We start from the raw sequence: 25,752 nt of genomic DNA, 5'->3' as shown, positions 1-25,752 counted from the left end.
GATTTCATTCTCCCTCGTCGATGACGGTGCCGGACCCCTCACCCGGGGCCCGGCACCGTCGGATGGGCGTCAGACGAGCATGGCTCCGATGGCCTCGGCGATGGCCTTGGCGCTGGAGTTCTTGGTCAGCTCCTCCCGGTTGATCAGGACGGCGATCTGGATGTCCTCGCCGGGGTACGCGATCAGGTAGGCGTCGGCGCCGTCGGCCTTGCCGTCCTTGGTGATCTTCACCTGGCCGTTCTGGCTGCCCAGGGTCCAGCCGTAGGCGTAGTTGGTCCACGGCGTGCCGGTCCAGATGTAGTCCGGGTCGTCGGCGATCTGGCCCGTGACCAGCGCGTGGGCGAACTTCGCGAGATCGCCCGCGCTCGACCAGACGCCCCCGCCGAACAGCGCGAACGTCTTCTGCGACGAGTGCAGGTCGATCTCCGTGTTGGTGGCGCCGGCGTACGCCTTGGCGGCCCGGATCGACGGGTCGTCGAGGTTCTCGCCGACCATCTCGTCCAGCCCGAGCGGCTCGGCCAGCTCGTTCTCCAGCAACTGGGCGCTCGTCTGCCCGGTGGCGGCCTGCATCGCCCGGCCCAGGGCGCCGGACGCCTGGGTGCTGTAGTGGTAGGTGCCGGGCACGCAGACGAGCGGGTCGCCGCTGTACAGGCCGAAGGCGTCGGCGTCGGACTCGTACCTGGTGGTGGCCATCTCCGCGTCGGCGTCCTGCTGCGCCTGCTGCTCGGCGGGGTCGGTGTACGTCTCCTTGCTCGCGTACCAGCGCACGCAGCCCCGGTTGCTGGCCAGCATCTCCAGCGTGACCGGGTCGTAGTCGTCGGCGAGCCCGTCGATCCAGGTGTTCACCGGGTCGTTCACGTCCAGATCCCACAGCTCCGGGTGGTCGGCCAGCTTCAGCAGCAGGGCGCCGCCGACGGCCTTGCTGACCGACGCCGTACGCAGCACGTGCTCGGAGTCCATCCAGATGCCCTTGCCGAGGTCGGCGTGGCCCCACCCGCGCTTGTAGAGGAACTCACCGTCGCGCATGACGGCGACGCTGACGCCGGGGATGGCGTCGTCGTCCATCTGGTCCTTCACGATGTTGTCCACCGGGATGCGCAGGTCCCAGTTCCAGCGTTGGTCGTTCTGCCGCCACGTGGTCATGTTGTGGACCTTGCCGTCGGCGCCGACGTAGCGGCCGTTGAAGATCTGCCGCAGGCCGAGGTCGGCCAGGCTGTGCCACGAGTTGTCGTAGTCCGTCTCGGTGTTGAGGATGCGGGAGGCCCAGGTGCGCCCGTTGGCGTTCTCCCACCAGAGGCCGCCGAACGTGTTGCTCGCGGAGTCCATGGAGATGGTCCGGAAGCCGGCGGCGGCGTACGCGTCGTCGGCCGCCAGGAACTGGGCGTGGGTCAGGTCGGCGCGCAGCCGCCAGTCGAGGTTCTCGGGATTGTCGAGCACCACCACGGAGTAGCCGATGCCGCCCGACGCCGTGTGGACGTCGAAGTCGATCGGCATCCGTCCGGCCTGCTTGTGCTTGGCGACGAACGCGTTCAGCTCCGCCAGCGTCATCGAGAACTTGGACGTGTACCAGCCGAGGGCTTCCAGGTTCGCCGTCCAGACGGCACCGATGTAGGTCGCGCCCTGGTACTTGTAGATCTCCCGGTCGACCAGGCGCAGGCCGCGGTCGACCGCGTCGGCGTTCTTGGCGGCGTACTCGGCGGTGGTCATGACCGTGTCGGCCATCCAGTCCCGGCCGTCCAGGTTGCGCTGGGCGGCGCCGCCGAAGCTGAGCTTGCCGCCGTCGAACGCGTCGACCTCGATGTCGACGGGCATGAAGCCCCTGTTCCACCAGTCCAGCAGGATGGCGTCGAACTCGGCGATGTCCTTGTCGTGGTAGCTGTACCAGTCCACCGAGTTCGGGTCGAAGACGGCGGACGGCTGGCCCGGGTGGGCGGTCGCGGGCACGGCGGCCCCGACGGCGGCGAGGAGCGCCGCGACGCAGGCGGTGATGAGCAGCTGTAGGCGTGTCATGCCGGCATGAGTGGCGAGCGGCGCCCGGACCAACACTTCTTCGCTGTCGGCTGGCCGACAGCCACGCGACCGGCCCCGCTTGACATATCAATCGACAATTCTCAAACTCTGTGGCGGACCTCGTTGTCTGCGTGAACGGCGTCACGCGAGCCCTGGACATCCGACCCTGCCCGAGGGGACCGCCATGCGCCGAGATCGCCGCAGCCTGCCCGCAATCGCCGCCCTGCTCACCGCCTGTGTCCTGGCCCTGCTGCCGGGCACCCCGGCCCACGCCGAGTCCAACGGCGGGGTCCGCATCATGCCGCTCGGCGACTCCATCACCGACGGGTTCAACGTGCCGGGCGGCTACCGCATCAACCTCTGGCAGCGGATGGCCGCCGCCGGGCGCACCGTCGACTTCGTCGGCTCCGGGTTCAACGGGCCCGCGGTGCTCGGCGACCACGACCACGAGGGCCACTCCGGCTGGCGCATCGACCAGCTCGACGCCAACATCGTGACCTGGATGCGGGCGTACGCGCCGCGCACCGTCCTGCTCCACATCGGCACGAACGACGTCGGCCAGAACTACGACCTGCCCAACGCCCCGGCCCGGCTGTCGGCGCTCATCGACAGGATCCGCCTGCTCGGCCCGCAGACCGAGATCTTCGTCGCCCAGGTCACTCCGCGCAGCAACCCGACCGAGGAGGCGCGCTCGCTGACGTTCAACGCCGCGATCCCCGGCATCGTCGCGCAGAAGGGCCCCCGCACCCACCTGGTCGACATGCACTCGCCGCTCACCCTCGCCGACCTCGCCGACGGGCTGCACCCCAACCAGGCCGGCTACGACAAGATGGCCGCCACCTGGTGGACCGCCCTGCAGTCGGTGCCCGGCAGCCTGAGCCACGTGGGCGTGCCGCCGGTCGGCTCGGCCGTGCTGCTGTCCAACCCGCTGTCCAACCGCTGTATGGACGACTCCGGCACCGGCACCGCCGGGCCCGGCTCCCAGGTGCACCTGTGGGACTGCCACGGCGCCGCGAACCAGCGCTGGACCCGCACCGCCGCGGGCGAGCTGCGCATCTACGGCGACCGGTGCCTGGACGTCAACGGCAACGGCACGGCCGACGGGACGAAGATCCAGGTCTGGCCGTGCAACGGCACCAGCGCCCAGCGCTTCACCGTCAACGCCGACGGCACCATCGTCGGCGCGGGCTCCGGCAAGTGCGTCGACGCCCGCTCCTCCGGCACCGCCAACGGCACCATCATCCACCTGTGGACCTGCAACGGTACCAACGCCCAGCGCTGGTTCACCCGCTGAACCGGTCCCCGACGCGCCGACCGCTCCCGCCCCGCCGCTGCGACAGCGTGGCGGGAGCATCGCCTCACTCGAAGGAGAAGGAGCCGCGGCGGGCGGCGGGCGGGAGGGCGGCGGCCACCGCGAGCACCAGGCACACCCCCACCGTCGCGGCCAGCGTGCCCCATGGGATGACCATCGGCACCGCCACGCCCAGCTGCGTGCTCAGCCCGCGCGCCATCGCGGCCAGCGCGGCGAGCGCCACGCCCAGGCCCAGCCCGGCCCCGACCACGACCACGGCCGACGTCTCGGCCGCCAGCATGCCCAGCACCTGCCGCCGGGTCGCCCCGGACAGGCGCAGCACGCGCAGGTCCCCGGCGCGCGCCGCGGTCGACATCACCATCGTGTTCACCACCGCGAGCAGCCCGAACCCGGCCGAGACCCCGATCAGCAGCGCGGTGAACACCCAGACCAGGCGGTCGTCCTCCTCGGTGCCCGACTCGGCGTACGCCGCCGCGGTCAGCGGCCGGGCGCCGAGCCCGGCCAGCGGGGCGGCGGGAACAAGCTGCTCGGTGTACACGACCGGGGTCAGCGCCGACGGGTCCATCGCTCGCACCGCCGCCCGGTCCAGCAGGATCTCCGCCGGTGCCGGGCCTGCCGACACCACCGCGACCACCGACAGGGTGCGCTGGCGGCCGTCCGGCCCGGACACCGGGTGGCCGCTGCCGAGCACCCAGCCGGTCCGCTCCGCGAAGCCCGACGTCACCGCTACGCGCAGCGCGCCGGCGGGCGTTGCTTCCGCCAGCGGCGGGCGGGCCAGCGCGGACAGATCGCCCGCCGCGACCGTGAACAGGGAGTGCTCCGCGAGGCCGACACCCACGGCGGGGAGTGGCTCGGGGCCGTCGTACAGGGTCGTGGGCAGGGCGGAGCGGCCGCTCGCGGCGGCGACGGCGGCGTCGGACAGGCCGGGGGTGCCGTCGGGGACCACCACGGCGGCCGCGCCTGCGGCGGTGACCTTGTCGAGCCCGTAGAAGGCGGTCGTGGTCTGCACCATGCCCCCGACGAGCACCGCGAACGCGACGCTGAGCAGCACCGGCGCGGCGGTCGACGCGGTGCGCCGGGCGGCCGTGCGGGTGTGCTGGCGCACCAGCAGCGCGGTCGCGCCCCGGCTGCCCGCGAACGGTGCGGTGAGCAGCCGCACGGCGGGCGGCAGCACCGCCGGTGCCAGCAGGGCCGCCGCGGTGACCAGCGCCATCGCCGCGTACAGGGCATACGAGCCGAGGTTCGCCCCGTCGGCCCCGCTCGCGGCCACCCCGGACACCACGGCGATCGCGAGCGCGGCACCCCCGGCCAGCCAGCGGCCCCAGCCCATCGGCCGGTCGTCCAGCGCCGCCTCGCGCAGCGCGTCCAGCGGGCTCACCCGCGCCGCGCGCCGCGCCGCCGCCCCCGCACCGGCCTGCGCCACCAGCACGCCCACCGCCACGGCCGCCAGCGGCAGCCACCACGGGTAGGTCAGCGTGAACGTCGGCGGCTCGAACCCGGTCCGCACCAGCCAGTCCCCGAACGGCGCGGCCGCCACCAGCCCGATCGGGACGCCGAGCGCGCCACCAGCCAGGCCGAGCAGCAGCACCTCACCGTGGATCATGCGGCGGACCTGGCCCGGCACGGCACCCAGCAGGCGCAGCAGTGCCAGCTCGCGGTGCCTGCGCCGGGTCGCGAACGCGAACGTCGACGCCACGATGAACACCGACACGAACGCACCCAGCGCGGACAGCGCGCTGAGCACCTGCATGCCTATCCACCGGGTACGCGTGTCGCCGACCGGCTCCAGTGCGGCCCGGCCGTCCCCGTGCGACACCACGCCCGCCTCGCCGACCAGCGCGTTCGCGGCCGACGCCACCGTGGCCGCATCGGCGCCGTCGCGGGTCAGCAGGCCGATGACCGGCACGCCCCCCGTCCAGGCGCGCGCGACGTCGTCGGCGACCCACAGGCCGGGCCCGTCGACCGTGCCCGACACGGTCACCGCCTGCGGCCCGGTCGCGGTCAGCAACGTCACCGTCTCGCCCGGCGCAAGCCCCAGCGCACTGCTCACCGCCACTTCCGCGACAGCCTGGCGGATGAAGGACGGTGCGCGGCCGGACACGAGCCGGTGGCCGCCGAGCGCCGTCGCGGACCAGCCCGCGGCCTCGCGGGTGTCGCCGAGGGGCGCGCCGTCGCGCAGGAGCTGAGCGTAGAAGCGGTGCACCGGGATCGCCGCGCGCACCCCGTCGAGCCGTGACACCTCCGCGACCAGCGCGTCGGCCCGGTCGACCGGCCACGGGCGCGGCTCGGTGAACGCCTCCCCGTCGCTCGGCGGCACCGGCCGCACCAGCACGGGCGCGGCGGCGTAGCGGGCGGGCAGCACCGGCCGGGCCGAGACCAGCAGCAGACCGCACACCGTGAGCACGGCCACCGCGACGGCGAGGGTCAGGCCGGTGCCGAGCAGGCTCGGCCAGCGCCGCCGCAGCGTGTCGAGCGCGATCATGCGGCCACCCCACCCTGCACCAGGCGCGCCGCGATCTGCGCCGGACCCGCCCCGGCGATCTCGTCGACCAGCCGCCCGTCGGCCAGCACCAGCACCCGGTCCGCCGCGGCCGCGGCCACCGGGTCGTGGGTGACCATGACGACCGTCTGGCCGTACACGTCGACGAGCCGGCGCAGCGCGGCCAGCACCACGGCGGAGGCGGTGCTGTCCAGCGCGCCCGTGGGCTCGTCGGCGAACAGCACCGCCGGGCGGGTGATCAGGGCGCGAGCCAGCGCCACTCGCTGCTGCTCGCCGCCGGACAGCTGCGCGGGGTAGTGCCCGGCCCGGTCGGACAGGCCCACCTCGGCCAAGGCCCGCGCCACCTCGGTCGGGTCGGGCGCGCGCCGCGCCAGCCGCAGCGGCAGCGCCGTGTTCTGCGCCGCGGTCAGCGCGCCGACCAGGTTGTACGCCTGGAACACGAACCCGATCCGGTCGCGGCGCAGCAGCGTACGCGCCCGCTCGGACAGCTTGGCCAGGTCGGTGCCGGCGATGGTGACCTGCCCGCCGTCGACGGTGTCCAGGCCCGCCGCGCACTGCAGCAGCGTGGACTTGCCCGAGCCGGAGGCGCCCATGACCGCGGTGAAGGTGCCCGGGGCGAACTCGGCGCTCACCCCGTCCAGCGCCGTGACCGCGGACGCTCCGGTGCCGTACGTCTTGCGGACCGCGCTCAGGCGGACCGTCGCCGTTGATGTCATGACACCACCCCACCGGAGCGGGCGGCCCGTCGCACTGGTGCCCGGGGGAGGATCGGCACTACACCCAGCACTACTGTCCGGGGCGTCGGCGCTGGGTAGGGTCGGTGCCGTGACCGCCCGCACCGCCCTGTCCGCCGCCGCGACGCCGCCCTGGCGGCTGGCCCGGTCGGCGTGGCCGTGGCGGTCGCTGGCGTATCTGCTGGCCGGGATGATCCCGGCGATGCTGCCGCTGGCCCTGCTGGCCGGCATCGAGCTGCTGAATCCCGGCCTCCCCGCGCTGATCCTGCTGCTGCTGGCCGGGCTGCTCGTGGTGGTGGCGGCCGGGCCGCTGATCGCCTGGTTCGACCGGCGGCGGTTGCGCCTGGTCGACGGCCGTCCGCTGCCCCAGCGGCCGCCGCTGCGGCTGGGCGAGCCGGGCACCTGGCGGGAGATCGGCTACGCCGTGCTCAGCGCCTGCGTCGCCTGGTGGCTGGACCTGGGCGTGGTCATGCTGTCGCTGTTCCCGCCGCTGCTGCTGATGTCGGCGCCGTTGCAGCCGAGCGGTCCGGGCGCCGAGCTGCCCGCCGTGCCGTGGCTCACCGCGCTGCTGTGCGCCGCCGGTTGCGTGCTGCTGCCGCTGGCGGCGTACCCGATCACCGCCTGGGCGGGGGCACGGGCCGCAGTGGCTCGCGCGGTGCTCGCCCCGGCCGACACCGACCTGGTCGAGGTGCTGCGCTCGCGGGAACGGCTGGTCGACGGATTCGACTCCGAGCGCCGCCGCATCGAGCGCGACCTGCACGACGGCGCGCAGCAGCGGCTGGTCGCGCTGAGCGTGACGCTCGGCCTGGCCCGGCTCCAGGTCGCCGACGGCCACGCCGCCGCGCCGCTGCTCGACGACGCCCGGCAGCAGACCGCGCTCGCCCTGGCCGAGCTGCGCGAGCTGATCCGCGGCGTACACCCGCAGATCCTCAGCGACCGGGGTCTGGCCGCGGCGATCCGGGACGTGGCCGGGCGCTCGCCGGTCCCGGTCGAGCTGGACCTGCGGCTGGACGGGCGGCTGCCCGCGCCGGTCGAGGTCACCGCGTACTTCGCGGTCAACGAGGCGCTGGCCAACCTGGCCCGGCACAGCGGCGCGGCGCGCGGCCGGGTCGCGGCCTGGACGCAGGACCGCCGCCTGCTGCTGGAGGTGTCCGACGACGGCACGGGCGGCGCGGACCCGGCCCGGGGCACCGGGCTCACCGGCCTGGCCGACCGCGCCGCGACGGTCGGCGGGCGGCTGCTGCTGGCCAGCCCGGCGGGCGGCCCGACGCTGCTGCGGGTGGAGCTGCCGTGCGAACGCTGAGGGTGGTGCTGGCCGAGGACTCGGTGTTGCTGCGCGAGGGGCTGACCAGCCTGCTGCGCCACTTCGGCCACGAGGTCGTGGCCGCCGTCGGCGACGCGGACGCGCTGCGGGAACGGGTGTCGACCCTGGACCCGGACGTGGTCGTCACCGACGTGCGCATGCCGCCCGGTTTCAGCGACGAGGGCCTGCGGGCCGCGCTGGAACTGCGGGCCGCGCGGCCCCGGCTGCCGATCCTGGTGCTCAGCCAGTACGTGGAGCAGACCTACGCCACCGAGCTGATCGACGCCGGGCGCGCGGCGGGCACCGGCTACCTGCTCAAGGACCGCGTCGGCGAGGTCGGCGAGTTCGTCGACGCGCTGGGCCGGGTAGCCGACGGGCACACCGTCATCGACCCGGAGGTGGTCCGTCAGCTGCTCGACCGCCGCCGCGACCCGCTGCACCGGCTCACCCCGCGCGAGCGCGAGGTGCTGGGACTGGTCGCCGAGGGCCGCTCCAACGCCGCGATCGCCCGCCGCCTGGTGGTGACCGAAGCCGCCGTGGCCAAGCACATCGCGGGCATCCTGGCCAAACTGGACCTGCCCCCGGACGCCGACGACCACCGCCGCGTCCTCGCCGTCCTCACCTACCTCCGCGCCTGAACACACGCGGTCCGGCCCGGCGGCCCGCGGTCTCGGGGAGGGCTGAGCACGCGCGGCGGCTTGCAGTTTCGGGGAAACTGCGCGAGAAGTCGCGCGCGCTCGTGCAGTTTCCCCGAAACTGCGATCGCGGGTCGACGACACGGCCGAGATGGCCGGTGCTGTCGGTGGCGCGGGTTCGGAGGGGCGGGGCGGTGGGGGGGTTCCCGAACGTGTCCGGGTGTGGGCTGCTCAGGGGGCCAGCGTCGCCCGTGCTGTCGCACCGGGTAGGGCGCCGGCCTGGGCCAGCGCTGAGCCGTCGGCGGCCCATACCGCTGAGCCGCCCGCGGCGCGGTCGAAGCCGCCGCCGGTGGAGCCGGCGAAGCTGGCGATCGCGACCGGCACGCCGCGGGCGGCGGCGATGCGGCGGGCGCGTTCGGCCGGGACGTGCGCGTCGCGCTCGTGGTCCAGCACCGACGCGACGAAGACCTGCATGCCTAGCGCCGCCGTCGCGGCGTCGTGCTCGGGGAAGCGGGTGTCCCGGCAGACGGCCAGGCCGAGCCGCCACCCGTCGACCTCGACCACCGCCGGTCCCGGGCCGGGGCTGAACCGCTCCTCGGAGTCGTGGATGTGCACCTTGCGGTACGCGACCCGCGCGCCCGCGCCGTCCACGGCCAGCACCGCGATGTGCTCCCGGCCGCCCTCCCCCGCCACGGGCGCCCCGGCCAGGGCGAGCGTGCCGGTCGCCGCGCACGCCTCGACGAGCGGCGCCAGGCGGGCATCGGCCGGGTCGAGCACGGGCGCGTCCAGCTCGTATCCCGTGAGCGACAGCTCGGGGAAGACCACCACCCGGGCCTGCGCCGCGTGCACGGCGGCGGCGTGGGCAGCGGCGTTCGCCGCCACGTCGTATGCCGCCACCAGCGGCTGCGCCACCGCGATGACCAGGGGCAGGCGCTGCACGCGAGGCTCCTCCGCTATCGAATACCCGTCACACGTGTACGCGGTAGTCATTCACCTCACGACCCCGCGGCCGCCGCCAGCCTAGCCCGTTCGGGTTACGCCGAACGGCGCGATCGGGCACCGTGACGCGGCGCGATCACGCTCAGCACTCCGCGTCACTTAGGCGGCCCGAACCGGATAGTCAAGCGTTGATGGCCTTGATATTCATCGCCTTGACTCTAGGCACACCTCGCAGCCAACCGTGTCCGGCAACCCGTCCGGATGCCGGCGGCTGCCCGAAAGGATGTGCCGAAGATGTCGCACCAGAACAGGTGGACGGCGCCGCACCGCAGGCGGGCGAGCCTCGTCGCGCTGGCCGTGCTCGCCACGGCGGGACTGCTGTCCCAGCCGGTGCCCGCGAGCGCGGCGGCCGACCCCGGGGTCGAACCATCCGCCGTGACCCGCACCCTCCCACCCGGCGGCACCGCCACGATCAGCAAGGTCGTGCACACCCCGGCGGTGCCGCCGAACCCGGACATCGTCTTCCTCGCCGACACCACCGGCAGCATGGGCTCCGCGATCGACAACGTGAAGACCAACGCCGGGGAGATCCTCACGGCCGTCAGCACCGCGCAGCCCAGCGCCCAGTTCGCGGTGGCCGACTACCGCGACGTGGCCGTCGATCCGCCGGGCTTCACGGTCGACCAGGCTCTCACCGCCGACCAGGCGGCCGTGCAGGCCGGGATCGGCGCGTGGACCGCGGGCGGCGGCGGTGACATCGCCGAGGACGGGCTCAACGCCCTCTACCAGCTGGCCACCGGCGCGGTCACGTTCCGCGGCGGCGGCACTCGGATCGTGGTGATCTTCGGCGACGCCGTGTCGCACGACCCGAGCAACGGCCACACCCGCGCCCAGGTCATCGCCGCGCTGCAGGCGGCCGGCGTACGCGTCGTCGCGGTGAACGTCGGCGCGGGCGGCCTGAACAGCGGCGGCCAGATCGAGGCCGTCACCACCGCCACCGGCGGCGTGTTCCTCAACAACGTGCCCGCCGACGAGGTCGCCGACGCGATCCTGGCCGGCATCCAGGCCATCGAGGTCACCGTCACGCACGAGGTCGAGTGCGACGCGCCGCTGTCGCTCTCGCCGACCCCCGCGAGCCGCACCGTGACCAGCGGTGACGACGCGCCGTTCAGCGAGACGGTGAACGTGGACGGCGACGCGGCGGGCGGCACGTACCAGTGCGAGGTCGACTTCCTCATCGACGGCGTGAGCCACGGGTACGTGCAGACCCTGACCGTGCACGTGCCCGGTATCAGCGTCTACGACCTGTCGGTGAACGAGGGCGCGGGCACCGCGTCGTTCACGGTGACCCTGTCGGTGCCGGCCCCGCACCCGGTGAGCGTGAGCTACGCGACCGCCACGGGCACCGCGGGCGCGGCCGACTTCACCGGCGGCGCCGGCCTGATCACCTTCGCGCCGAACGAGACGCTGAAGTCGATCACCGTGCCGATCGTCGACGACACCGTGAACGAGCCGAACGAGACGTTCAAGGTCGGGCTCAGCTCGCCCGCCGGGGCGGCGCTGACCGACGGCTCGGCCGAGGCGACGATCATCGACAACGATCGCGACGGCGTCTTCACCTGCCAGGCCACCGCGCTGGACCTGGCCGGCCAGGTGACGTCGCGGGCGAACGCGCCGCACAACCCGTGCGCCGACGACAGCGAGGCCATGCCGAACAACACGCTGAACGCGGGCCTGGTCACGGTCACCGCGACCGGTCTGTCGGCGGGCAGCGACCTCACGCCCGACAACCAGAACAGCGCACCGGCCGCGGGTGACAAGGCGGTCTCCAGCGCGCAGCTGGACTCGACGAAGATCACCGTCGGCGGCCTGGTCACCATCGAGCTGGGCGTCATCAGCTCGACCGCCTCGGCCACCTGCGCCACCGGCCCGGGCGGGCTGTCCCCGCAGTACGCGGGCTCGTCCACCATCAGCAGCCTCAAGATCAACGGTGCCACGGTGACGATCGGCAGCGGCCCGACAACCATCCCGCTGGCCGTCGGCAGCCTGAAGCTCAACAGCACCACCACCACCGCCACCGGGGTCGTCCAGCGCGCCGTCGTCCTCGACACCCTCCTCACCGACGTGGTGATCGGCGAGGCCAAGGCCGGCAACTCCGCCAACCCCTGCCGCGCCTGAAGGAAGGGCACCTTCTTATCGTTCTACGTAGATGAAGGTGCCCTTCTTAACCCTCACGCGCCGGGCCTGACACGCCCCACCAGGCCCGGCGCGTGAGCCGTTTCTCCGCTGCGCCAGACCCGCGGAAGCGGGCTCGTGCGTGGCGTACGCGGCCGGTAGCCTTCCGGTCACCCCCGCAACGGGCGGGAACCGGCGGCGCCGCCGGACACGTCGAAGGCAGTGTGACGACAGTGCGTAGAGCAGTGCCCCTCCTGACCGTGCTGCTGCTGGGCGCGTGTGCGCAGCAGCCCTCCGACACCGGCGCACCGGCCCCCGACGGGGCCCAACTCGCCGGCCGGACCTTCCTCTCCACCGGCCTGGTCCGCGACGGCAAGCCGTCCGAGCTGGTCAAGGGCACCCGGATCACCCTCACGGTGCACCCCGACGGGCGGATCGGGGCGATCGCCGGCTGCAACAGCATGGGCGGGGCGGCCGACTTCACCGGCGGCAAGCTGCACGTCGACGGGGCGAGCCTGGCCACCACCGAGATGGGCTGCTCGCCGGAGCTGCACGCGCAGGACAAGATGATCTCCGACCTCCTCACCGCGGACCCGCGCTGGGACCTCAACGGGGACGTGCTCACCCTGCGCACCGACACGGTCCAGCTCACCCTGCAGGACCAGGAGTCCGCCGACCCGGACCGCCCGCTGGCCGGCACCCGCTGGTCCGTCGAGTCGACGGTCGACAAGGACAGCGTCAGCTCGGTGCCCGCGAAGCCCGGCGGCGTGTACCTGGAGTTCGCCGACGGCAAGGTGACCGGCTCGACCGGCTGCAACCGGCTGGGCGGCAACGCCGTGGTGAACGGTGACAAGATCACGTTCTCCGGCATCTTCAGCACCCGGCGCGCCTGCTCGGGCGACCTGGGCACGCTGGAGCGGGCGGTCCTGAAGACGCTGCGCGGCGAGGTGACCTACAAGATCACCGCTGACCGGCTCGAGCTGACCGGCGCGGACGGCCAGGGCCTGCAGCTGCGGGTGTCGGCCGCGCCGAGCCCGGCCGCCTCCTGAACCACCGCGCCCGAGGGGCCGTGCCGCGACGCGGTGCGGCCCCTCCGCGTGGTGCCCGTTCCGTCAGATCGGCGACTTTCCGCAGGTCAGAAAGCTGTCCCTGTAATCATGGCCACGCGTCCTCTGTGGATTTCTCCGCACTGCCGGGCCGGGCGGCGTCCGTACGTTGAAGCCTCCTCAACCGAACAGGAGACTTCGATGCAGGCACGAGCGACCCGCGGCCGCCTCACCCGAGTGGCACTGGCCGCCGGCATGCTGCTGAGCGCCGCGGCGGTGAGCCAGCTGGCGCTGGCCGCCCCCGCGACGGCGGTGACCGGGCTGACCCGGCAGACCTCGACCGGCCCGAGCAACAGCGCCGCCAAGACCCAGAACAAGGCCTGCCCGGCGGGCACCGTCGCGCTCGGCGGCGGCGGGCTGGTCACCGGCGCCGCCGGGCAGGTCGGCATGGACTTCATGCTGCCGCTGACCGGCGGCACCGCCTGGTCGGTGACCGGGCGCGAGGACACCACCGGCACCGCCTCGAACTGGTCGCTGACGACGACCGTGCTGTGCGCGCCCGCCCCGGCCGGGTACGCCATCGTGTCCGGCTCGTCGGCCTGGGCCTCGCCGAGCACCAACTGGCACCAGGTGAGCTGCCCGCTGGGGCAGGTCGCGCTGGGCGTGGGCGGCGCGGTCAACGGCGCCTCGATCAGCGAGCTGCTGCTGCAGGACCTGCGGATCGACGGCAGCAGCGTGACCGTGGGCGGCTCGGAGGCCGAGGGCGGCTTCGCGGCCACCTGGCAGGTCCAGGCGCGGGCGATCTGCGCCGACCAGCCCGCAGGCTACGAGCGGCTGCTCGCCGACAGCGCGTACTCCTCCGCCGGCACCCAGTCGGTGTCGGTGCGCTGCTCGCCCGGCCGCACCGTGCACGGCGTCGGCGCGGAGGTCGTGGGCGGCGAGGGCCAGGTGCGGCTGACCGCCGCGCACGCCAGCTCGACCACCGAGGTGACGGTGCGCGCGGCCGAGGACGAGACCGGGTACACCGGCAACTGGAAGGTCCGCGCCTTCGCGATCTGCGCGAACTGACGGGCTTGAGCGGGCGCGGGGCCCTTGGTCCCGCGCCCGAGCGGTGTGCGGCACTCCACAGCCGACTCGCGGCGCGCTCTCAGCAGGCGCTCAGGCCTCGTGAATAGAGTCCCCAGACAGTCGGCCGATGCGTCCCGCCTTGGCTGGTATACGGGGAAAGGTGTCTGATGCCCGCTACGACCCGACCGAACGCGTCCCGGCCGGCCCGGCCCGGGAACAAGAACCGCAAGCCGGTGGCGAGACCGGCGTCGGGGATGAGCACCAACCTGAAGTTCACGATCGGCGTGGTGGTGGCCGTGCTCGCGGTCGTCGTCGGCGCCGTGATCTTCGCGAGCAACTCGGGACCGGGCGCCACGGGCGATCCCGCCAACCTGGTCCGGGCCGAGTCGCACCGGCTCGGCACCGCCGCCGACGGCAAGGTCACCGTGGTCGAGTTCCTCGACTTCGAGTGCCCGGCCTGCGCCGCGGCGTACCCCGGCGTGGAGAAGCTGCGCGCGGAGTACGCCGGGAAGATCACCTACGTGGTGCGCCACTTCCCGCTGGAGATGCACCCCAACGCGCAGGCCGCGTCGCTGGCCGCGCAGGCGGCGGGCAACCAGGGCAAATTCGAGCAGATGTACCAGAAGCTCTACGACAACCAGCAGACCTGGGGCAACCAGCCGAACCAGGCGCCCACGTTCGAGGCGTACGCGCAGGAACTGGGGCTGGACATGACCCGCTTCCGGGCCGACGTGGCCGCGCCGGAGACCGCGCAGGCCGTGGAGACCGACCGGCAGGACGGCATCGCGGCCGGGGTCACCGGCACCCCCACGTTCTTCGTGAACGGCGAGCAGTTCGAGCAGACGCCGACGTACGACAACCTCAAGGCCGCGATCGACGCGGCGCTGGCGGGCTGACGTGGCCACCGTCCTGGACACCGAGCACGGGCAGGAGCTGGACGCGCCCCGGCGGACCACCGTCGACCGGGCGATCGGCTGGATCCTGACCGTCACCGGCACGCTCGGCACGGCGGCGGCGTTCACGCTGGCCGTGGAGAAGATCCACCTGCTGACCGATCCGTCGTACACCCCGACGTGCAGCATCAACCCGGTGCTGTCCTGCGGTTCCGTCATGATCACGGAGCAGGCGTCGGCGTTCGGGTTCCCCAACCCGCTGCTGGGACTGGGCACGTTCCCGGTGGTGGCCACGCTGGGCGTGCTGCTGCTGGCGGGGGTACGCCTGCCGCGCTGGGTGTGGCTGGGCCTGCAGGCCGGGGTCACCTTCGCGGTGGTGTTCGTGCACTGGCTGATGTTCCAGTCGCTGTACCGGATCGGCGCGCTGTGCCCGTACTGCATGGTGGTGTGGGTCGCCGTGGTGCTGATGTTCTGGTACACGACGCTGTACAACCTGCGGCACGGGCACCTGCGGACGCCGGCGCGGGCCTGCCCGGCGGTAGATCTGCTGGTCGACGTGCACGCGGTCGGCCCGGCGCTGTGGCTGCTGGTCACCGTGGTCCTGATCGCCCAGGCGTTCTGGACCCAGTGGCAGATCATGCTCTCCTGACCCGCAGGAGTTAGGAAGGGCACCTTCTACATCGGAAAACGAGCTGAGCTGCTGCTCGTCTCGCTTACGCGAGCCGACGAAGGTGCCCTTCCTTCTCAGGCGGGGGTGAGGAGGTTGCGGGCGCGGACGGCCTTGAGGGAGAGGGTGCGGTAGCCGACCTCGTCGAACAGGACGGTGATGCGGTCGTCCTCCTCGCGCATGACGACGCCGGGGCCCCACTGGGCGTGGGTGACGCGGGACTGGACCGGGAAGCCGGTGTCCACGTCGGAGCGGGCGTCGGCGGTGCCCGCGGCGCAGGTGTCGCAGCTGCCGCAGGTCTCGGCGAGGTCCTCGCCGAAGTACCCGAGCAGGAACTGGCGGCGGCAGTCGTCGGTCTCGGCGTAGCCGCGCATCATCTCGACGCGGGTCAGCTCGATGGTGCGCATCTGCGCGGCCTCCGCGGCGGCGGCCTGGACCGCCTCGGCGACGGTGTGCTCGCCGGTCCACACCACACCCTCACCGGTGGTGAGCGCGGCGGCGGCCTCCTGGAGCAGGTTGACCGAGCGGGTGACCCGGGCGCGGGTGACGTCCAGCTCCTCGACGAGGTCGTCGATGCGGACCGGGCCGCCCGCAACTTCCAGGCCGGTCGCGACGCGGGTGAGCAGGTCCTCGTCGACCGTGCCGGAGGAGAAGAAGCGCGGCAGGCGCAGGTCCTCGGGGCGGAAGTAGAGCACCGCGGTCGCCGCGTCGCCGTCCCGGCCGGCCCGGCCGATCTGCTGGTAGTACGAGTCCAGCGACTCGGCGGGGGCGGCGTGCACCACGAAGCGCACGTTCGGCTTGTCGATGCCCATGCCGAAGGCGGACGTCGCGACGACGATCACCCGGTCCGAGGCGAGGAACGCGTCATGCACCTGCGCGCGCTCGGACGCGCTCAGGCCGGCGTGGTACGCGTACGCCTCCTCCCCGGCCTCGCGCAGCGCCTCGGCGTACTCCTCTGTCTCGCCGCGGGTCTGCACGTAGAGCAGGCCCGGCGGGTCCAGCGCGATGATCCGCTCGATGATCTCGCGGCGCTTCTCCCGCTCGGTTACCTCGCGGGACACCTCCAGCCGGATGTTGGGCCGGTCGAAGCCCTTCACCAGCTGTACGGCGTCGCGCATGCGCAGCCGCTCGACGATGTCGGCGCGCACCGGCGGCGAGGCGGTCGCGGTCAGCGCGAGCACGGTCGGGTGCCCCAGCCGCTCGATCACCTCGCCGAGGCGCAGGTAGTCGGGGCGGAAGTCGTGGCCCCAGGAGGAGACGCAGTGCGCCTCGTCCACCACGAACAGCGACGGCTTGGCCTCCAGCAGCTCGGCGATGACCTCGTCCTTGGCCAGCTGCTCGGGGGCGAGGAACAGGAACTCGGCGTCACCGGTCTGCAGCGCCTCGAACGCCTCGCTGTTGGCCCGCGCGCTGCGCGCCGAGTTGACCACGTGCGCGTCCGGGGCGCCCCGGTCGATGAGGTTCTTCACCTGGTCGCGCTGCAGCGCGATGAGCGGCGCGACCACGATGGTCGGCCCGCCCACGAGCAGCGCGGGCACCTGGTAGATGGCCGACTTGCCGGACCCGGTCGGCGACACCACGAGCGTGTCGCGCCCAGCGGCGACCTGGACCATCGCCTCCTCCTGCGCCGGGCGCAGCTTCGTCCACCCGTACACCTTCGCCGCGACCTCGCGCAGCCGCTCCAGCTCCCCCACCGCGTCACTCCCTCCCCGACGGCACCCGCCGCCAAACGCCGCATCCTCCCACACGCCCGCCCGTACCCCGTTGATCATGAACTTATGGCACGGTTCGGCGGCGCGTCACGGCCACAGCTCCTGTTGATCAAGGAAACCGGGCCGGGGAGGCAACAGAACCGTTGCGCGCGTGTAACTTCCATGCAAGCGACTTCTGTCAATGGTTCTGTTTACACACAGTTCGACGATGGCCTATGGTGTCCGGTGGAAGCGCTCCCAGTCTGGCACCGTCCCCGATCTCCTCCCTGCCCAAGGAGTGACATGCACGCCACGACGAGCAGAAAACATCGCCTCACCACGATCGTGTCAGCCGCCCTGCTGACCGTCGCCGCCACCGCCGTGAGCCTGCTCGCGGCCCAGCCGGCCCAGGCCGCCGTCATCTGCGAGCAGTACGGCACCGTGGTCGCCGGCAACTACGTCATCCAGAACAACCGCTGGGGCACCACCGCGACCCAGTGCATCAACACCACCAGCAACGGGTTCAGCATCACGCAGCAGGACGGCGTCGGGAGCACCTCCGGTGCCCCGGTCTCCTACCCGTCCATCTTCCTGGGCTGCCACTACAGCAACTGCAGCCCCAGCTCCCCGCTGCCCAAGCAGCTCAGCACCATCGGCACCGCGAGCAGCAGCATCAGCTACTCGTACCCCGGCAGCGGCACCTACAACGCCTCGTACGACATCTGGCTGAACGCGGACACCAACGTCTCCGGCGTCCAGGACACCGAGATCATGATCTGGTTCAACCGGCAGGGCAGCATCCAGCCCATCGGTTCGCAGACCGGCACCGCGAACATCGCCGGGCGCAGCTGGGCCGTCTGGACCGGCAGCAACGGCGCCAACAACGTGGTGTCCTACCTGTTCACCGGGTCGGTCATCAACTCGCTGAGCTTCGACGTGATGGACTTCGTCCGCGACACGTTCACCCGCGGCTCGCAGTACGGCAACAACAACTGGTACCTGACCAGCGTGCAGGCCGGTTTCGAGCCGTGGATCGGCGGCGTCGGCCTGACCGTGAACTCGTTCTCGGCATCGGTCACCAACGGCGGCGGCACCCAGCCGCCCGGCACGCCCGGCACCCCGACCGCGTCCAACGTGACCTCCAGCGGCGTCTCGCTGAACTGGGCGGCATCGTCCGGCACCGTGAGCAGCTACCAGATCGAGCGGGCCACCGGCGCGTCGAGCACCAGCTTCAGCCAGGTCGGCACGTCCGGCTCGCCGTCGTTCACCGACTCGGGCCTGGCCGCCAACACCACGTACCGGTACCGCGTCCGGGCGACCAACTCGGCCGGGTCGTCGAGCTACTCCGGCATCGTGAACGTCACCACCACCGGTGGCGGCACGCAGGTGCCCGGCACGCCCGGCACGCCGAGCGCGTCCGGCGTGACCTCCAGCGGCGTCTCGCTCAGCTGGGCCGCGTCGTCGGGCACGGTGAGCGGCTACCAGGTCGAGCGGGCCACCGGCGCGTCGAGCACCAGCTTCACGCAGGTCGGCACGCCCACCGGCACCTCGTTCACCGACTCGGGGCTGGCCGCGAACACCACGTACCGGTACCGGGTGCGGGCCGTGAACTCGGCGGGCTCCTCGGCGTACTCCGGCATCGTGAACGTCACCACCACGGGTGGGGGCGGCGGTGGCGGCTGCACCACGACCGTGTCGCCGCAGAGCCAGTGGAGCAACGGCTACGTGCTGACCGTGACGGTCACCAACACCGGCTCGTCCGCGATCAGCAGCTGGTCGTCCACCGTGACGCTGCCCTCGGGCCACGCCCACACCGGCTCCTGGCCGCAGGCGGCCGTGATCAGCGGCCAGAACGTGACCGAGAACAGCCTGGCCTGGAACGGCTCGCTCGCCCCCGGCGCCAGCACCACCTGGGGCCTGCAGGCGACCCGCCCCAACAACACCACCACCCTCCCGACCACCTTCTCCTGCACCGCCTCGTAAGCAAGATCGCTCGACTTGCCTGGCAGATGGGCGGATGTGCGCCCAAGATTCGCCCGGATGCCAGGCAAGTCGGATGATCTAGGGGGTACGCCCGCGCGGCTCAGCGCAGCTCGACCACCGCGCTGGTGCCGTGGCCGGGGCGGGACTCCCACTGCCAGGTCTCGTCCAGGCGCAGGCGGCCGTCGGGTAGTGCGGACACCAGCGACACGCAGTGGCCCGTGGACGTGGCACCGTCCAGGTTGAGCTGGGCGTAGCGGAAGTCGAGCCGGTCGCCGTCGCGGGTGCCGACGAGGAAGCCGCGCCGGATCGCGCCGCCCGCGTACTCGGCCCAGATCTCGGCGTCCCGCTCGTGGTAGGTGAAGACGGTGTCGGTGCCGACCTCGCCGCCGGCCACCTCGGACACGGCGGCGAAGCGCAGTCCGTCCAATGATCGCGTCACGAGCGCACCCTAGCCGCCGCGCGTACCGCGCCGGCGCGGCCACCGCCGGTGTAACGTCGGCCCTCATCGGCCCGAGATCATGGAGGACGACGTGCGCACCGCCCACATCGCCTGGTCACGCCACGGCGGCGAGCCGGGCATGCTGCTCCTGCACGGCTTCTCCGACTCCGGCGCGTGCTGGGACCCGGTCCTGCCGGGGCTGACCGCGTACGCGGGCGCGGTGACCCTCGACGCGCGCGGGCACGGCTCCTCCGGCCTGCCGGACGGGCCCACCGGCACCGCGGCCAACGCCGCCGACGCCGCGCTGGTGCTCGACGCGCTCGGCGCGGGCCCGCTGGTCGTGATCGGGCACTCGATGGGCGCGCTGGCCGCGGCCGCGCTGGCCGCCGCCCGGCCGGATCTGGTCCGCGCGCTGGTGCTGGAGGACCCGCCCGGCCCGCACCACACCCTGGCCGCCGACGGTATGCCGTCCTGGCTGGCCGAACTGCAGGCACTGGACCTGGCCGAGCGGATCGCCAAGGGCCGCGCCGACAACCCGGGCTGGCCGGACGCCGAGTTCGAGCCGTGGGCGGTGAGCAAGGGCGAGTTCGACCCGCGCTTCTACGACCTGCCGTACGAGACCGGACCGTCCCTGGTCGACTCGCTGGCCGGGGCGGCGTGCCCGACGCTGCTGCTCTACGGCGAGGTGGCCCGGGGCGGCCTGCTGGCTCCGTCGGACGCCGACGACTGCGCCGACGCCGCGGGCGGGCCGTTCCGCGCCGAGCGGGTCGCGCACGCCGGTCACTGCGTACGCCGCGACGCCCCGGCGGCGTTCCTCGCCGCCATCGCCAGGTTCCTGCAGCACGGCGTTACCCAGGATCTGGCGGGCTAGGCGGGCGCGGGGCCTGCCGCACGGCATGGACATCGCCCGCCCGTGCGGCGGGGTGGCGTTCGCGCCGGGTGGCGTCACCGCCGTTCAGCACCGTGCCGGACCCCGCCGTGAAGGCCCGGCACGGACGGCCCCGGCCCCTCCGGCCTTCGCAGTTTCGGGGAAACTGCGGCGCCCTTGCCTCGCGAAGCTGCAGTTTCCCCGAAACTGCAACTTCGCCCAGCCCAGCCGAGCCGGAGCGGCGTCAGGCCGCCAGGGTCTGCTCGGAGACTTCCCAGAGCCGCTGCGCGGCCGCCGGGTCGAGGGCGTACGCCGCCACGCCGCCACGCGTGCCGGGCTGGTTCGGCCCGGCCTCGTTGCAGTCCTCGAAGTAGCGCCCGGCGACACCGGCGACCAGCGGGGAGGCCGCGAGCAGCACCGACGTCGCGGCGCCCTGCTCGGGCGTCTTCCAGAAGACCTCGGCCGCGTCGAGCTGCGCCCGCAGCCGGACCAGGTCCTCCTCGGTGATGTAGCGCTGCAGGTTGGTGCTGATCGCGCCCGGCATGAGCGCGTTGACGACGATGCCGTCGGCGGCCCAGCGCCGGGACGCCTCGACGGCGAACAGCACGTTCGCGGTCTTCGACTGCCCGTACGCGAGCCACGGCTCGTACTCGCGCCGCTCGAAGTGGATGTCCTCGAAGACGACGGGCGAGCGCAGGTGCGCCGTGGAGCTGACCGACACGACGCGGGCGTCACCGGCCGCCGCGAGCGCGCCGTGCAGCCCGCGGGCGAGCGCGAAGTGCCCGAGGTGGTTCGTGGCGAACTGCATCTCCCAGCCCTGCGGGGTGCGCATCAGCGGCGACGCCATGATCCCGGCGTTGTTGACGAGGATGTGCAGCGGGCCGTCCCAGGCCCCGGTGAACGCGGCGACGGAGTCCTGGTCGGCCAGGTCGAGCCGGGCGACGTGGACCTCCTTGTTGCCGGTGGACTCGGTGAGGTCCGCGGCGGTGCGGTCGCCGGCAGCGGTGTCGCGTACCGCCAGGGTCACCTCGGCGCCCGCGGCGGCCAGCGCCCGGGCGGTCTCCACGCCGATGCCGGAGGCTGCGCCGGTGACGACGGCGCGGCGGCCGGTCAGGTCGACGCCCTGCACGATCTCGGCGGCGGTGGACGTGGCGGAGAACGGCGTGGTGATACGAGTGGTCATGATCTTTCCGTCCTGATCGACGATGCCGGAGCAGCCCTTCCGGTACAGTCAACAACCGGAGGCCCCTCCGCTACGCCCTTCACGCTATCCGGAGGATCCTCCGTTTTGCAAGCGAACGGCTGGTCAGCAGAATGAGCTGCGGCACCGGCGCGAGGAGAGGAGGAGCCGTGACCGCCCCCAGGCCGCTGCGCGCCGACGCCCAGCGCAACCGCGACCGGCTGCTCGAGGTCGCCGCGCAGGCGTTCGCCCACGACGGGCCCCAGGTCTCCCTCGACGCCATCGCCAAGCAGGCCGGGGTGGGCATCGGCACCCTCTACCGGCACTTCCCCACCCGCGAGGCGCTGATCGAGGCCGCGTACCGGCAGGAGCTGGACCGGCTCTGCGACGCGGTGCCCGGCCTGCTCGCGGAGCTGCCCCCCGATCGGGCCCTGCGCACCTGGATGGACCTGTTCTTCGAGTACCTGTCCACCAAACGCGGCATGGCCGACGCGCTGCGCGCCGTGATCGCCTCCGGCGGCGACCCCTACGCGCACAGCCGCGAGCGGCTCGTCGGCGCCATCACCGCCCTGCTGGCGGCCGCGGTGGCGACCGGTGCCGTCCGCGACGACGTCGCCGCCGACGACGTGCTGATCGGCCTCGGCGGGGTGTCCCTGGCCACCGCCGACCAATCCCGCCCCGGCCAGGCGGGACGCCTGCTCGACCTGCTCATGGATGGCCTGCGCTACCGGCGCTGACCGCCGCCCCGCGCCCAGGAGAGCATCTCGCGGGACGGCGCGCATACCACAGCACCGGCCCGGTGACACAGCAGTCGAGAGGTCACCGTCGCACCGAGGTCACCCGCCAGCCTTCCGTCGACCGCGGCCCGATCCCCGCGATGCTCCCGAACACTACGCCCCCGCACCCGATGCCACCGGCCCCGACCTGCACGGAATGCTGCGACAGGGCAGTGTCGCACCGTTCGGGAGATCTCATGAGACATCGCAGCAGAGCCACCACCGTGCTCGCGTGCACCCTCGGCCTAATCATGGCCGCCGCGGGCACCGCCCACGCGGTCATCGACGGCGAGCAACCGCCGTCCGCGCCGTCATGGACGGCCTACCTCACGTCGTCGACGCTCTTCGGACTGGTGGAGACCGGCAGCTGCTCAGGCGCGCTGGTGGCGCCCTCGTGGGTGCTCACGGCGGCACACTGCGTCGCGGAGCTGAAGGACGGCGGATACCTGACCACGAAGCCCAAGTCGCTGACTGTCGAGGTAGGTCGAGCCGACGGCAAGCGCCGAGGCACTCGGTTCGGTGTCAAGCGCATCGAGATCCAGGGCTACCGCGAGCTTGCCACACCCGGCGGCCTGGACCAGGACGTGGCTCTGCTCGAACTCGACAAGGCGTCCACCGCGAAGCCGCTGCCGATCCTGCCGGGGGCACGGTTCGCAGCCGACGGCACAGACTCCACCCTCTACGGGTACGGCTACACCCGGCCCCTGCAGCAGGCGGAGAAGGCGCACGAGAAGTCCGGCACCCTGCGACGGACCAGGCCCGGGACGACCGCTGTCGACACCGACTGCTCCTGGGCGACTCACGGACGGATCTGTCTGCTCCACCGCACGACGTCGCGGGGCGGCGCCGGCGACAGCGGCGGCCCCTGGGTCGTCGACGTGGACGGCACCCCGATGCAGGCTGCGGTCTTCACCGGCTACCTGCCGCAGGACCTCCAACAGTACGGTGAGGCGCTGTTCGACGCCGACACCCTGCCCTGGCTGCGGCAGCTCACCGGCATTCCCACACCCGTGCCCGGCCGCATCGTGCGGGATCCGGCAACCAGTGCGTCATGGCTGATCGACGCCGACGGCTTCCGCCGCCACATCCCCGACGGCGGCGCTTTCCAGTGCCTCGTGGAGCAGGGCGCCCAGGTGGTCAACCTGGCGCGGACCGGCATCGATCTCATGCCGATGCGGTCGCAGGTCGCCGAGTGCGGCGCCGGCAAGATTCTGCTGGCGGGACCCGGCGAGAACGGCTCCGAAGCCACGTTCGTGGGCGCGACACTGCAGGCGGCGGGGTACGTCGTCGAGACGCGGACCAGCCTGCCCGACTCGCTGGATGCATACCGGCAGGTCTGGTGGTTCGATGCGCACACCGGCCCGACCGCGGCCGAGATACAGCAACTGCAGGCGTTCCTGCTCGGCGGCGGCGGGGTGTACCTGACCGGCGAGCGGCCGTGCTGCGAGCAGCTCAACGACGCGGACCAGGTGATCGTGGGCGCCGTGCTGACGGATCCAGTCCACATCGGAGATTTGGGCGATCCGGGCGGGCCGATCACCGTCAACGCGGGCGTCGTCGGCGGTGCGGCCACCACACCCCACGCGATCACGTCCTGGTCACCATCGGCGCCAGGCGGTATGAGCGGGGTCGACGCCGAGAACGTGTTCGCCAGCGCGGAGGGCGTCACAGTCGCGGCAGTCTGGGACGAGTCCGACATGACCGTCGGCGCCGGCCGCCTCGCCGTCTTCATGGACATCAACTGGGTGCAGGACGGCCTGCGGGCGGACGACGCCGATGAGATCGTCGCCAACCTGGCCCGCTTCCTGGCAGCGTAGCCATCGGACGCGTGCCGCCCGGCCCCACAGGTAGCCGGGCGGCACGCCGCAAGGCAGCGGCCGAGCACGAGACCGGACTAGAGCGGATGACGGGACTGGAAAGCGAGTCGGGCATCCGCGTGTTCAGCCAGCGCTTCCAGGATGCCGTCAAGGCGGAGGAACGCCTCCCAGGGCTGCTCGCCGGTGGCCGCGCACAGGCGGGTCACGAAGGCGTCCTCCAGTTCGGGCACCCGCTTGCCCTTCCAGACCTTGTCCGCGAGCACCACCAGAAGATCCTCGACGCTGAGCAGCTCATACGCCGTGGAGCCGTGGTCCCGAGCGAAGCGGGCCAGGCGCGGGTCCACATTCCGCTGCCGGAGCAGTTCATAGCCGGCGGGCTCGTGCGCCGAGCCGGGCCCGGACAGCTCCGCCGGATGCCGCACCTTGCCGATGTCGTGCGTCGCCGCGCCGAAGCAGACCTCGGCGGCGTCGCAGACCAGCGCCGGGTACGCGGCCACGACCTGCTCCACGAGCGTGGCGGCGACGTCGTGCACCGCCCGCAGGTGCGCGGCGAGCCGCGGCGGCGCGTCCAGTGCGGACAGCATAGCCACCACCTCGTCGGGCAGTGGCCGCAGCGGCGGGTCGGCCGCCTCGGTAAGAACGAGATCGAGCGCACCGCGGCGCGGGTGGGTCGGCGTCACCCGCGAAGGTTAGCCGCCAGGCCCCTCGACGGCTTGCCCCATGGCTCCGGAGTCCAGGACGGCAAACCTCGCGCCGGTGCGGTTGTAGCGTTCGCGACGCGCTCGCGGCCGCGCTGCGGCGGCTCAGCTGACCAGCTCCAGCAGGCGGGCGGCCTGCGCCTGCAGCGTGCCGGAAGGATTGCGCCCGGCCGCGCCGTTGCCCGGCAGCAAGCCAGTAGCACCACAGCGCCGCGAAGACGCCACGGGACCAGCGCAGCCGGTCGGGGTCGACGTCGAACTCGGCCAGGAAGCGGGTCCAGTCGGCATCACGGGAGGACAAGTGCTCGACGAGGGTCCCCACCTCGTAGGCGACGTCCGAGCCACCGGCGTCCTCGAAGTCGATGACGCGCACCCGCCGGCCGTCCCACAGATAGTTGGACAGGTGGGGATCACAGTGGCCGACGACGGTGTCCACCGCGTCGTCGCGGTGGGGCGGGACAGGAACGCGACCGCTGCATCGAACGCCTCCCCGGCGATCCCGTCCGGGCCGAGTCGCCGACGCGTACATGGCACGCGCCGCCGCGACCGCCTCCGCCGGGTGGTACCTGCGGGGCGGGAGGTCCTGTGCGGGCACCGACCACATCCGGCGCAGCGCCGCAGCCAGGCCGTCGAGCTGGGCCGTGGACAGCGGGCCGGAAAGCGGCACACCGGGCAGGACGCTCATCGTCACTGACGGGGGCACGGCGTCGAGTTCCCGCGCCAGTGGCTCGGGCACCAGGCGGGGAGGTGGCGGTGCAGGTGGTTCAGGATGAGCCACTCGCGACGGTGCTCGTCGCGGCCCCAGGAGGTATCGCTTGACCAACACGCCGCAGTCCACGGCTAATGGGTCTGCATCGGGGCAGCCTATGCCGCAGTGTGCTGGTGCAGCTACTCAACTTCGTCGCGTCAATCGGCGGCGGGACTCCTCCTCCGGCACGCCTTCCAGGTGAGTCAGGACACCCAGAGGTGGCCGGACGGCTCACGCAGGATCACGGTGCGGTCGCCTCGGCGCGCGCCG

20 protein-coding genes and 1 pseudogene are annotated in these 25,752 nt (G+C 72.9%); 12 read left to right on the top strand and 9 right to left on the bottom strand.

The window, feature by feature from the left end:
* Positions 1 to 69: 69 nt before the first annotated feature.
* On the bottom strand, positions 70 to 2,010 hold the full coding sequence (locus CS0771_RS21160; protein WP_212842601.1) for a serine hydrolase: 1,941 nt from the start codon (positions 2,008 to 2,010) through the stop codon (positions 70 to 72).
* Positions 2,011 to 2,194: 184 nt separating this feature from the next.
* Here CS0771_RS21160 and CS0771_RS21155 point away from each other — a divergent pair, with 184 nt between their 5' ends.
* Positions 2,195 to 3,304: a ricin-type beta-trefoil lectin domain protein gene (locus tag CS0771_RS21155; RefSeq protein ID WP_212842600.1), complete on the top strand. Its 1,110-nt coding sequence runs from the start codon at positions 2,195 to 2,197 to the stop codon at positions 3,302 to 3,304.
* 64 nt (positions 3,305 to 3,368) lie between these two features.
* On the opposite strand, the gene CS0771_RS21150 is transcribed toward CS0771_RS21155, so the two are convergent.
* Together CS0771_RS21150 and CS0771_RS21145 are read right to left on the bottom strand one after the other, a co-directional pair.
* Entirely contained in the window at positions 3,369 to 5,804 is a 2,436-nt protein-coding gene (locus tag CS0771_RS21150; protein ID WP_212842599.1) for an FtsX-like permease family protein, read from the bottom strand.
* Entirely contained in the window at positions 5,801 to 6,538 is a 738-nt protein-coding gene (locus CS0771_RS21145) for an ABC transporter ATP-binding protein (RefSeq protein WP_212842598.1), read from the bottom strand. Before CS0771_RS21145 ends, CS0771_RS21150 begins: the two co-directional genes overlap by 4 nt.
* Before the next feature lie 109 nt (positions 6,539 to 6,647).
* Between CS0771_RS21145 and CS0771_RS21140 the strand changes: the two genes are divergently transcribed.
* Positions 6,648 to 7,859, top strand: a complete 1,212-nt coding sequence (locus CS0771_RS21140; RefSeq protein WP_244870931.1) for a histidine kinase — start codon at positions 6,648 to 6,650, stop codon at positions 7,857 to 7,859.
* Positions 7,847 to 8,497 carry a response regulator transcription factor gene (locus CS0771_RS21135; protein WP_212842596.1) on the top strand — a complete coding sequence of 217 codons (651 nt, stop codon included), beginning with the start codon at positions 7,847 to 7,849 and terminating at the stop codon, positions 8,495 to 8,497. The genes CS0771_RS21140 and CS0771_RS21135 overlap by 13 nt, the downstream gene beginning before the upstream one ends.
* A gap of 228 nt (positions 8,498 to 8,725) precedes the next feature.
* On the opposite strand, the gene CS0771_RS21130 is transcribed toward CS0771_RS21135, so the two are convergent.
* Positions 8,726 to 9,433, bottom strand: coding sequence for a carbon-nitrogen hydrolase family protein (locus CS0771_RS21130; protein ID WP_244870930.1), 708 nt, complete (start codon positions 9,431 to 9,433; stop codon positions 8,726 to 8,728).
* A gap of 294 nt (positions 9,434 to 9,727) precedes the next feature.
* Here CS0771_RS21130 and CS0771_RS21125 point away from each other — a divergent pair, with 294 nt between their 5' ends.
* From CS0771_RS21125 to CS0771_RS21105, 5 genes are all read left to right on the top strand, one after another.
* The gene (locus CS0771_RS21125) at positions 9,728 to 11,611 is read left to right on the top strand and encodes a Calx-beta domain-containing protein (protein WP_212842594.1); all 1,884 of its coding nucleotides are present in this window, start codon (positions 9,728 to 9,730) and stop codon (positions 11,609 to 11,611) included.
* 230 nt (positions 11,612 to 11,841) lie between these two features.
* Positions 11,842 to 12,657 (top strand): META domain-containing protein, encoded by an 816-nt coding sequence (locus tag CS0771_RS21120; RefSeq protein ID WP_212842593.1) that lies wholly within the window; start codon positions 11,842 to 11,844, stop codon positions 12,655 to 12,657.
* 198 nt (positions 12,658 to 12,855) lie between these two features.
* Positions 12,856 to 13,722, top strand: coding sequence for a hypothetical protein (locus CS0771_RS21115; protein WP_212842592.1), 867 nt, complete (start codon positions 12,856 to 12,858; stop codon positions 13,720 to 13,722).
* Between the two features lie 254 nt (positions 13,723 to 13,976).
* A complete protein-coding gene (locus tag CS0771_RS21110; protein WP_212842591.1) occupies positions 13,977 to 14,618 on the top strand; it encodes a thioredoxin domain-containing protein in 642 nt (213 codons plus the stop codon).
* Positions 14,619 to 14,655: 37 nt separating this feature from the next.
* Complete coding sequence (locus tag CS0771_RS21105; protein ID WP_244871393.1) at positions 14,656 to 15,264, top strand: vitamin K epoxide reductase family protein; 609 nt, start codon at positions 14,656 to 14,658, stop codon at positions 15,262 to 15,264.
* A gap of 95 nt (positions 15,265 to 15,359) precedes the next feature.
* Here the strand turns inward: CS0771_RS21105 and CS0771_RS21100 are convergent, their stop codons facing one another.
* Positions 15,360 to 16,976 carry an ATP-dependent DNA helicase RecQ gene (locus CS0771_RS21100; RefSeq protein ID WP_212842590.1) on the bottom strand — a complete coding sequence of 539 codons (1,617 nt, stop codon included), beginning with the start codon at positions 16,974 to 16,976 and terminating at the stop codon, positions 15,360 to 15,362.
* Positions 16,977 to 17,276: 300 nt separating this feature from the next.
* On the opposite strand from CS0771_RS21100, the gene CS0771_RS21095 reads away from it, so the two are divergent.
* On the top strand, positions 17,277 to 18,956 hold the full coding sequence (locus CS0771_RS21095) for a fibronectin type III domain-containing protein (RefSeq protein WP_212842589.1): 1,680 nt from the start codon (positions 17,277 to 17,279) through the stop codon (positions 18,954 to 18,956).
* Between the two features lie 100 nt (positions 18,957 to 19,056).
* Here the strand turns inward: CS0771_RS21095 and CS0771_RS21090 are convergent, their stop codons facing one another.
* Positions 19,057 to 19,395, bottom strand: a complete 339-nt coding sequence (locus CS0771_RS21090; protein WP_212842588.1) for a hypothetical protein — start codon at positions 19,393 to 19,395, stop codon at positions 19,057 to 19,059.
* Between the two features lie 91 nt (positions 19,396 to 19,486).
* Between CS0771_RS21090 and CS0771_RS21085 the strand changes: the two genes are divergently transcribed.
* Positions 19,487 to 20,266, top strand: coding sequence for an alpha/beta fold hydrolase (locus CS0771_RS21085; protein WP_212842587.1), 780 nt, complete (start codon positions 19,487 to 19,489; stop codon positions 20,264 to 20,266).
* A 241-nt stretch (positions 20,267 to 20,507) separates the two neighbouring features.
* Here CS0771_RS21085 and CS0771_RS21080 read toward each other — a convergent pair whose 3' ends face one another.
* Positions 20,508 to 21,446 (bottom strand): SDR family NAD(P)-dependent oxidoreductase, encoded by a 939-nt coding sequence (locus CS0771_RS21080; RefSeq protein ID WP_212842586.1) that lies wholly within the window; start codon positions 21,444 to 21,446, stop codon positions 20,508 to 20,510.
* A 167-nt stretch (positions 21,447 to 21,613) separates the two neighbouring features.
* Here CS0771_RS21080 and CS0771_RS21075 point away from each other — a divergent pair, with 167 nt between their 5' ends.
* Positions 21,614 to 22,180: a TetR/AcrR family transcriptional regulator gene (locus tag CS0771_RS21075; RefSeq protein ID WP_244870929.1), complete on the top strand. Its 567-nt coding sequence runs from the start codon at positions 21,614 to 21,616 to the stop codon at positions 22,178 to 22,180.
* Between the two features lie 236 nt (positions 22,181 to 22,416).
* Entirely contained in the window at positions 22,417 to 24,036 is a 1,620-nt protein-coding gene (locus CS0771_RS21070; protein WP_212842584.1) for a trypsin-like serine protease, read from the top strand.
* A gap of 77 nt (positions 24,037 to 24,113) precedes the next feature.
* On the opposite strand, the gene CS0771_RS21065 is transcribed toward CS0771_RS21070, so the two are convergent.
* Positions 24,114 to 24,716: an HD domain-containing protein gene (locus CS0771_RS21065; protein WP_244870928.1), complete on the bottom strand. Its 603-nt coding sequence runs from the start codon at positions 24,714 to 24,716 to the stop codon at positions 24,114 to 24,116.
* A gap of 286 nt (positions 24,717 to 25,002) precedes the next feature.
* Positions 25,003 to 25,470 (bottom strand): annotated as a pseudogene (locus tag CS0771_RS39695) (aminoglycoside phosphotransferase family protein); the annotation flags it as partial.
* Positions 25,471 to 25,752: the final 282 nt, after the last annotated feature.

The sequence above is a fragment of the Catellatospora sp. IY07-71 genome (genome assembly GCF_018326265.1).
Lineage (GTDB): Bacteria > Actinomycetota > Actinomycetes > Mycobacteriales > Micromonosporaceae > Catellatospora.
This window is presented reverse-complemented; position numbering and strand designations above follow the sequence as displayed.

Excerpts from the sequence above, each read along its gene's own strand:
- CS0771_RS21160 (WP_212842601.1), bottom strand. The coding sequence starts at position 2,010 with ATGACACGCCTACAGCTGCTCATCACCGCCTGCGTCGCGGCGCTCCTC.
- CS0771_RS21155 (WP_212842600.1), top strand. The coding sequence starts at position 2,195 with ATGCGCCGAGATCGCCGCAGCCTGCCCGCAATCGCCGCCCTGCTCACC.
- CS0771_RS21150 (WP_212842599.1), bottom strand. The coding sequence starts at position 5,804 with ATGATCGCGCTCGACACGCTGCGGCGGCGCTGGCCGAGCCTGCTCGGC.
- CS0771_RS21145 (WP_212842598.1), bottom strand. The coding sequence starts at position 6,538 with ATGACATCAACGGCGACGGTCCGCCTGAGCGCGGTCCGCAAGACGTAC.
- CS0771_RS21125 (WP_212842594.1), top strand. The coding sequence starts at position 9,728 with ATGTCGCACCAGAACAGGTGGACGGCGCCGCACCGCAGGCGGGCGAGC.
- CS0771_RS21115 (WP_212842592.1), top strand. The coding sequence starts at position 12,856 with ATGCAGGCACGAGCGACCCGCGGCCGCCTCACCCGAGTGGCACTGGCC.
- CS0771_RS21110 (WP_212842591.1), top strand. The coding sequence starts at position 13,977 with ATGAGCACCAACCTGAAGTTCACGATCGGCGTGGTGGTGGCCGTGCTC.
- CS0771_RS21095 (WP_212842589.1), top strand. The coding sequence starts at position 17,277 with ATGCACGCCACGACGAGCAGAAAACATCGCCTCACCACGATCGTGTCA.
- CS0771_RS21080 (WP_212842586.1), bottom strand. The coding sequence starts at position 21,446 with ATGACCACTCGTATCACCACGCCGTTCTCCGCCACGTCCACCGCCGCC.
- CS0771_RS21070 (WP_212842584.1), top strand. The coding sequence starts at position 22,417 with ATGAGACATCGCAGCAGAGCCACCACCGTGCTCGCGTGCACCCTCGGC.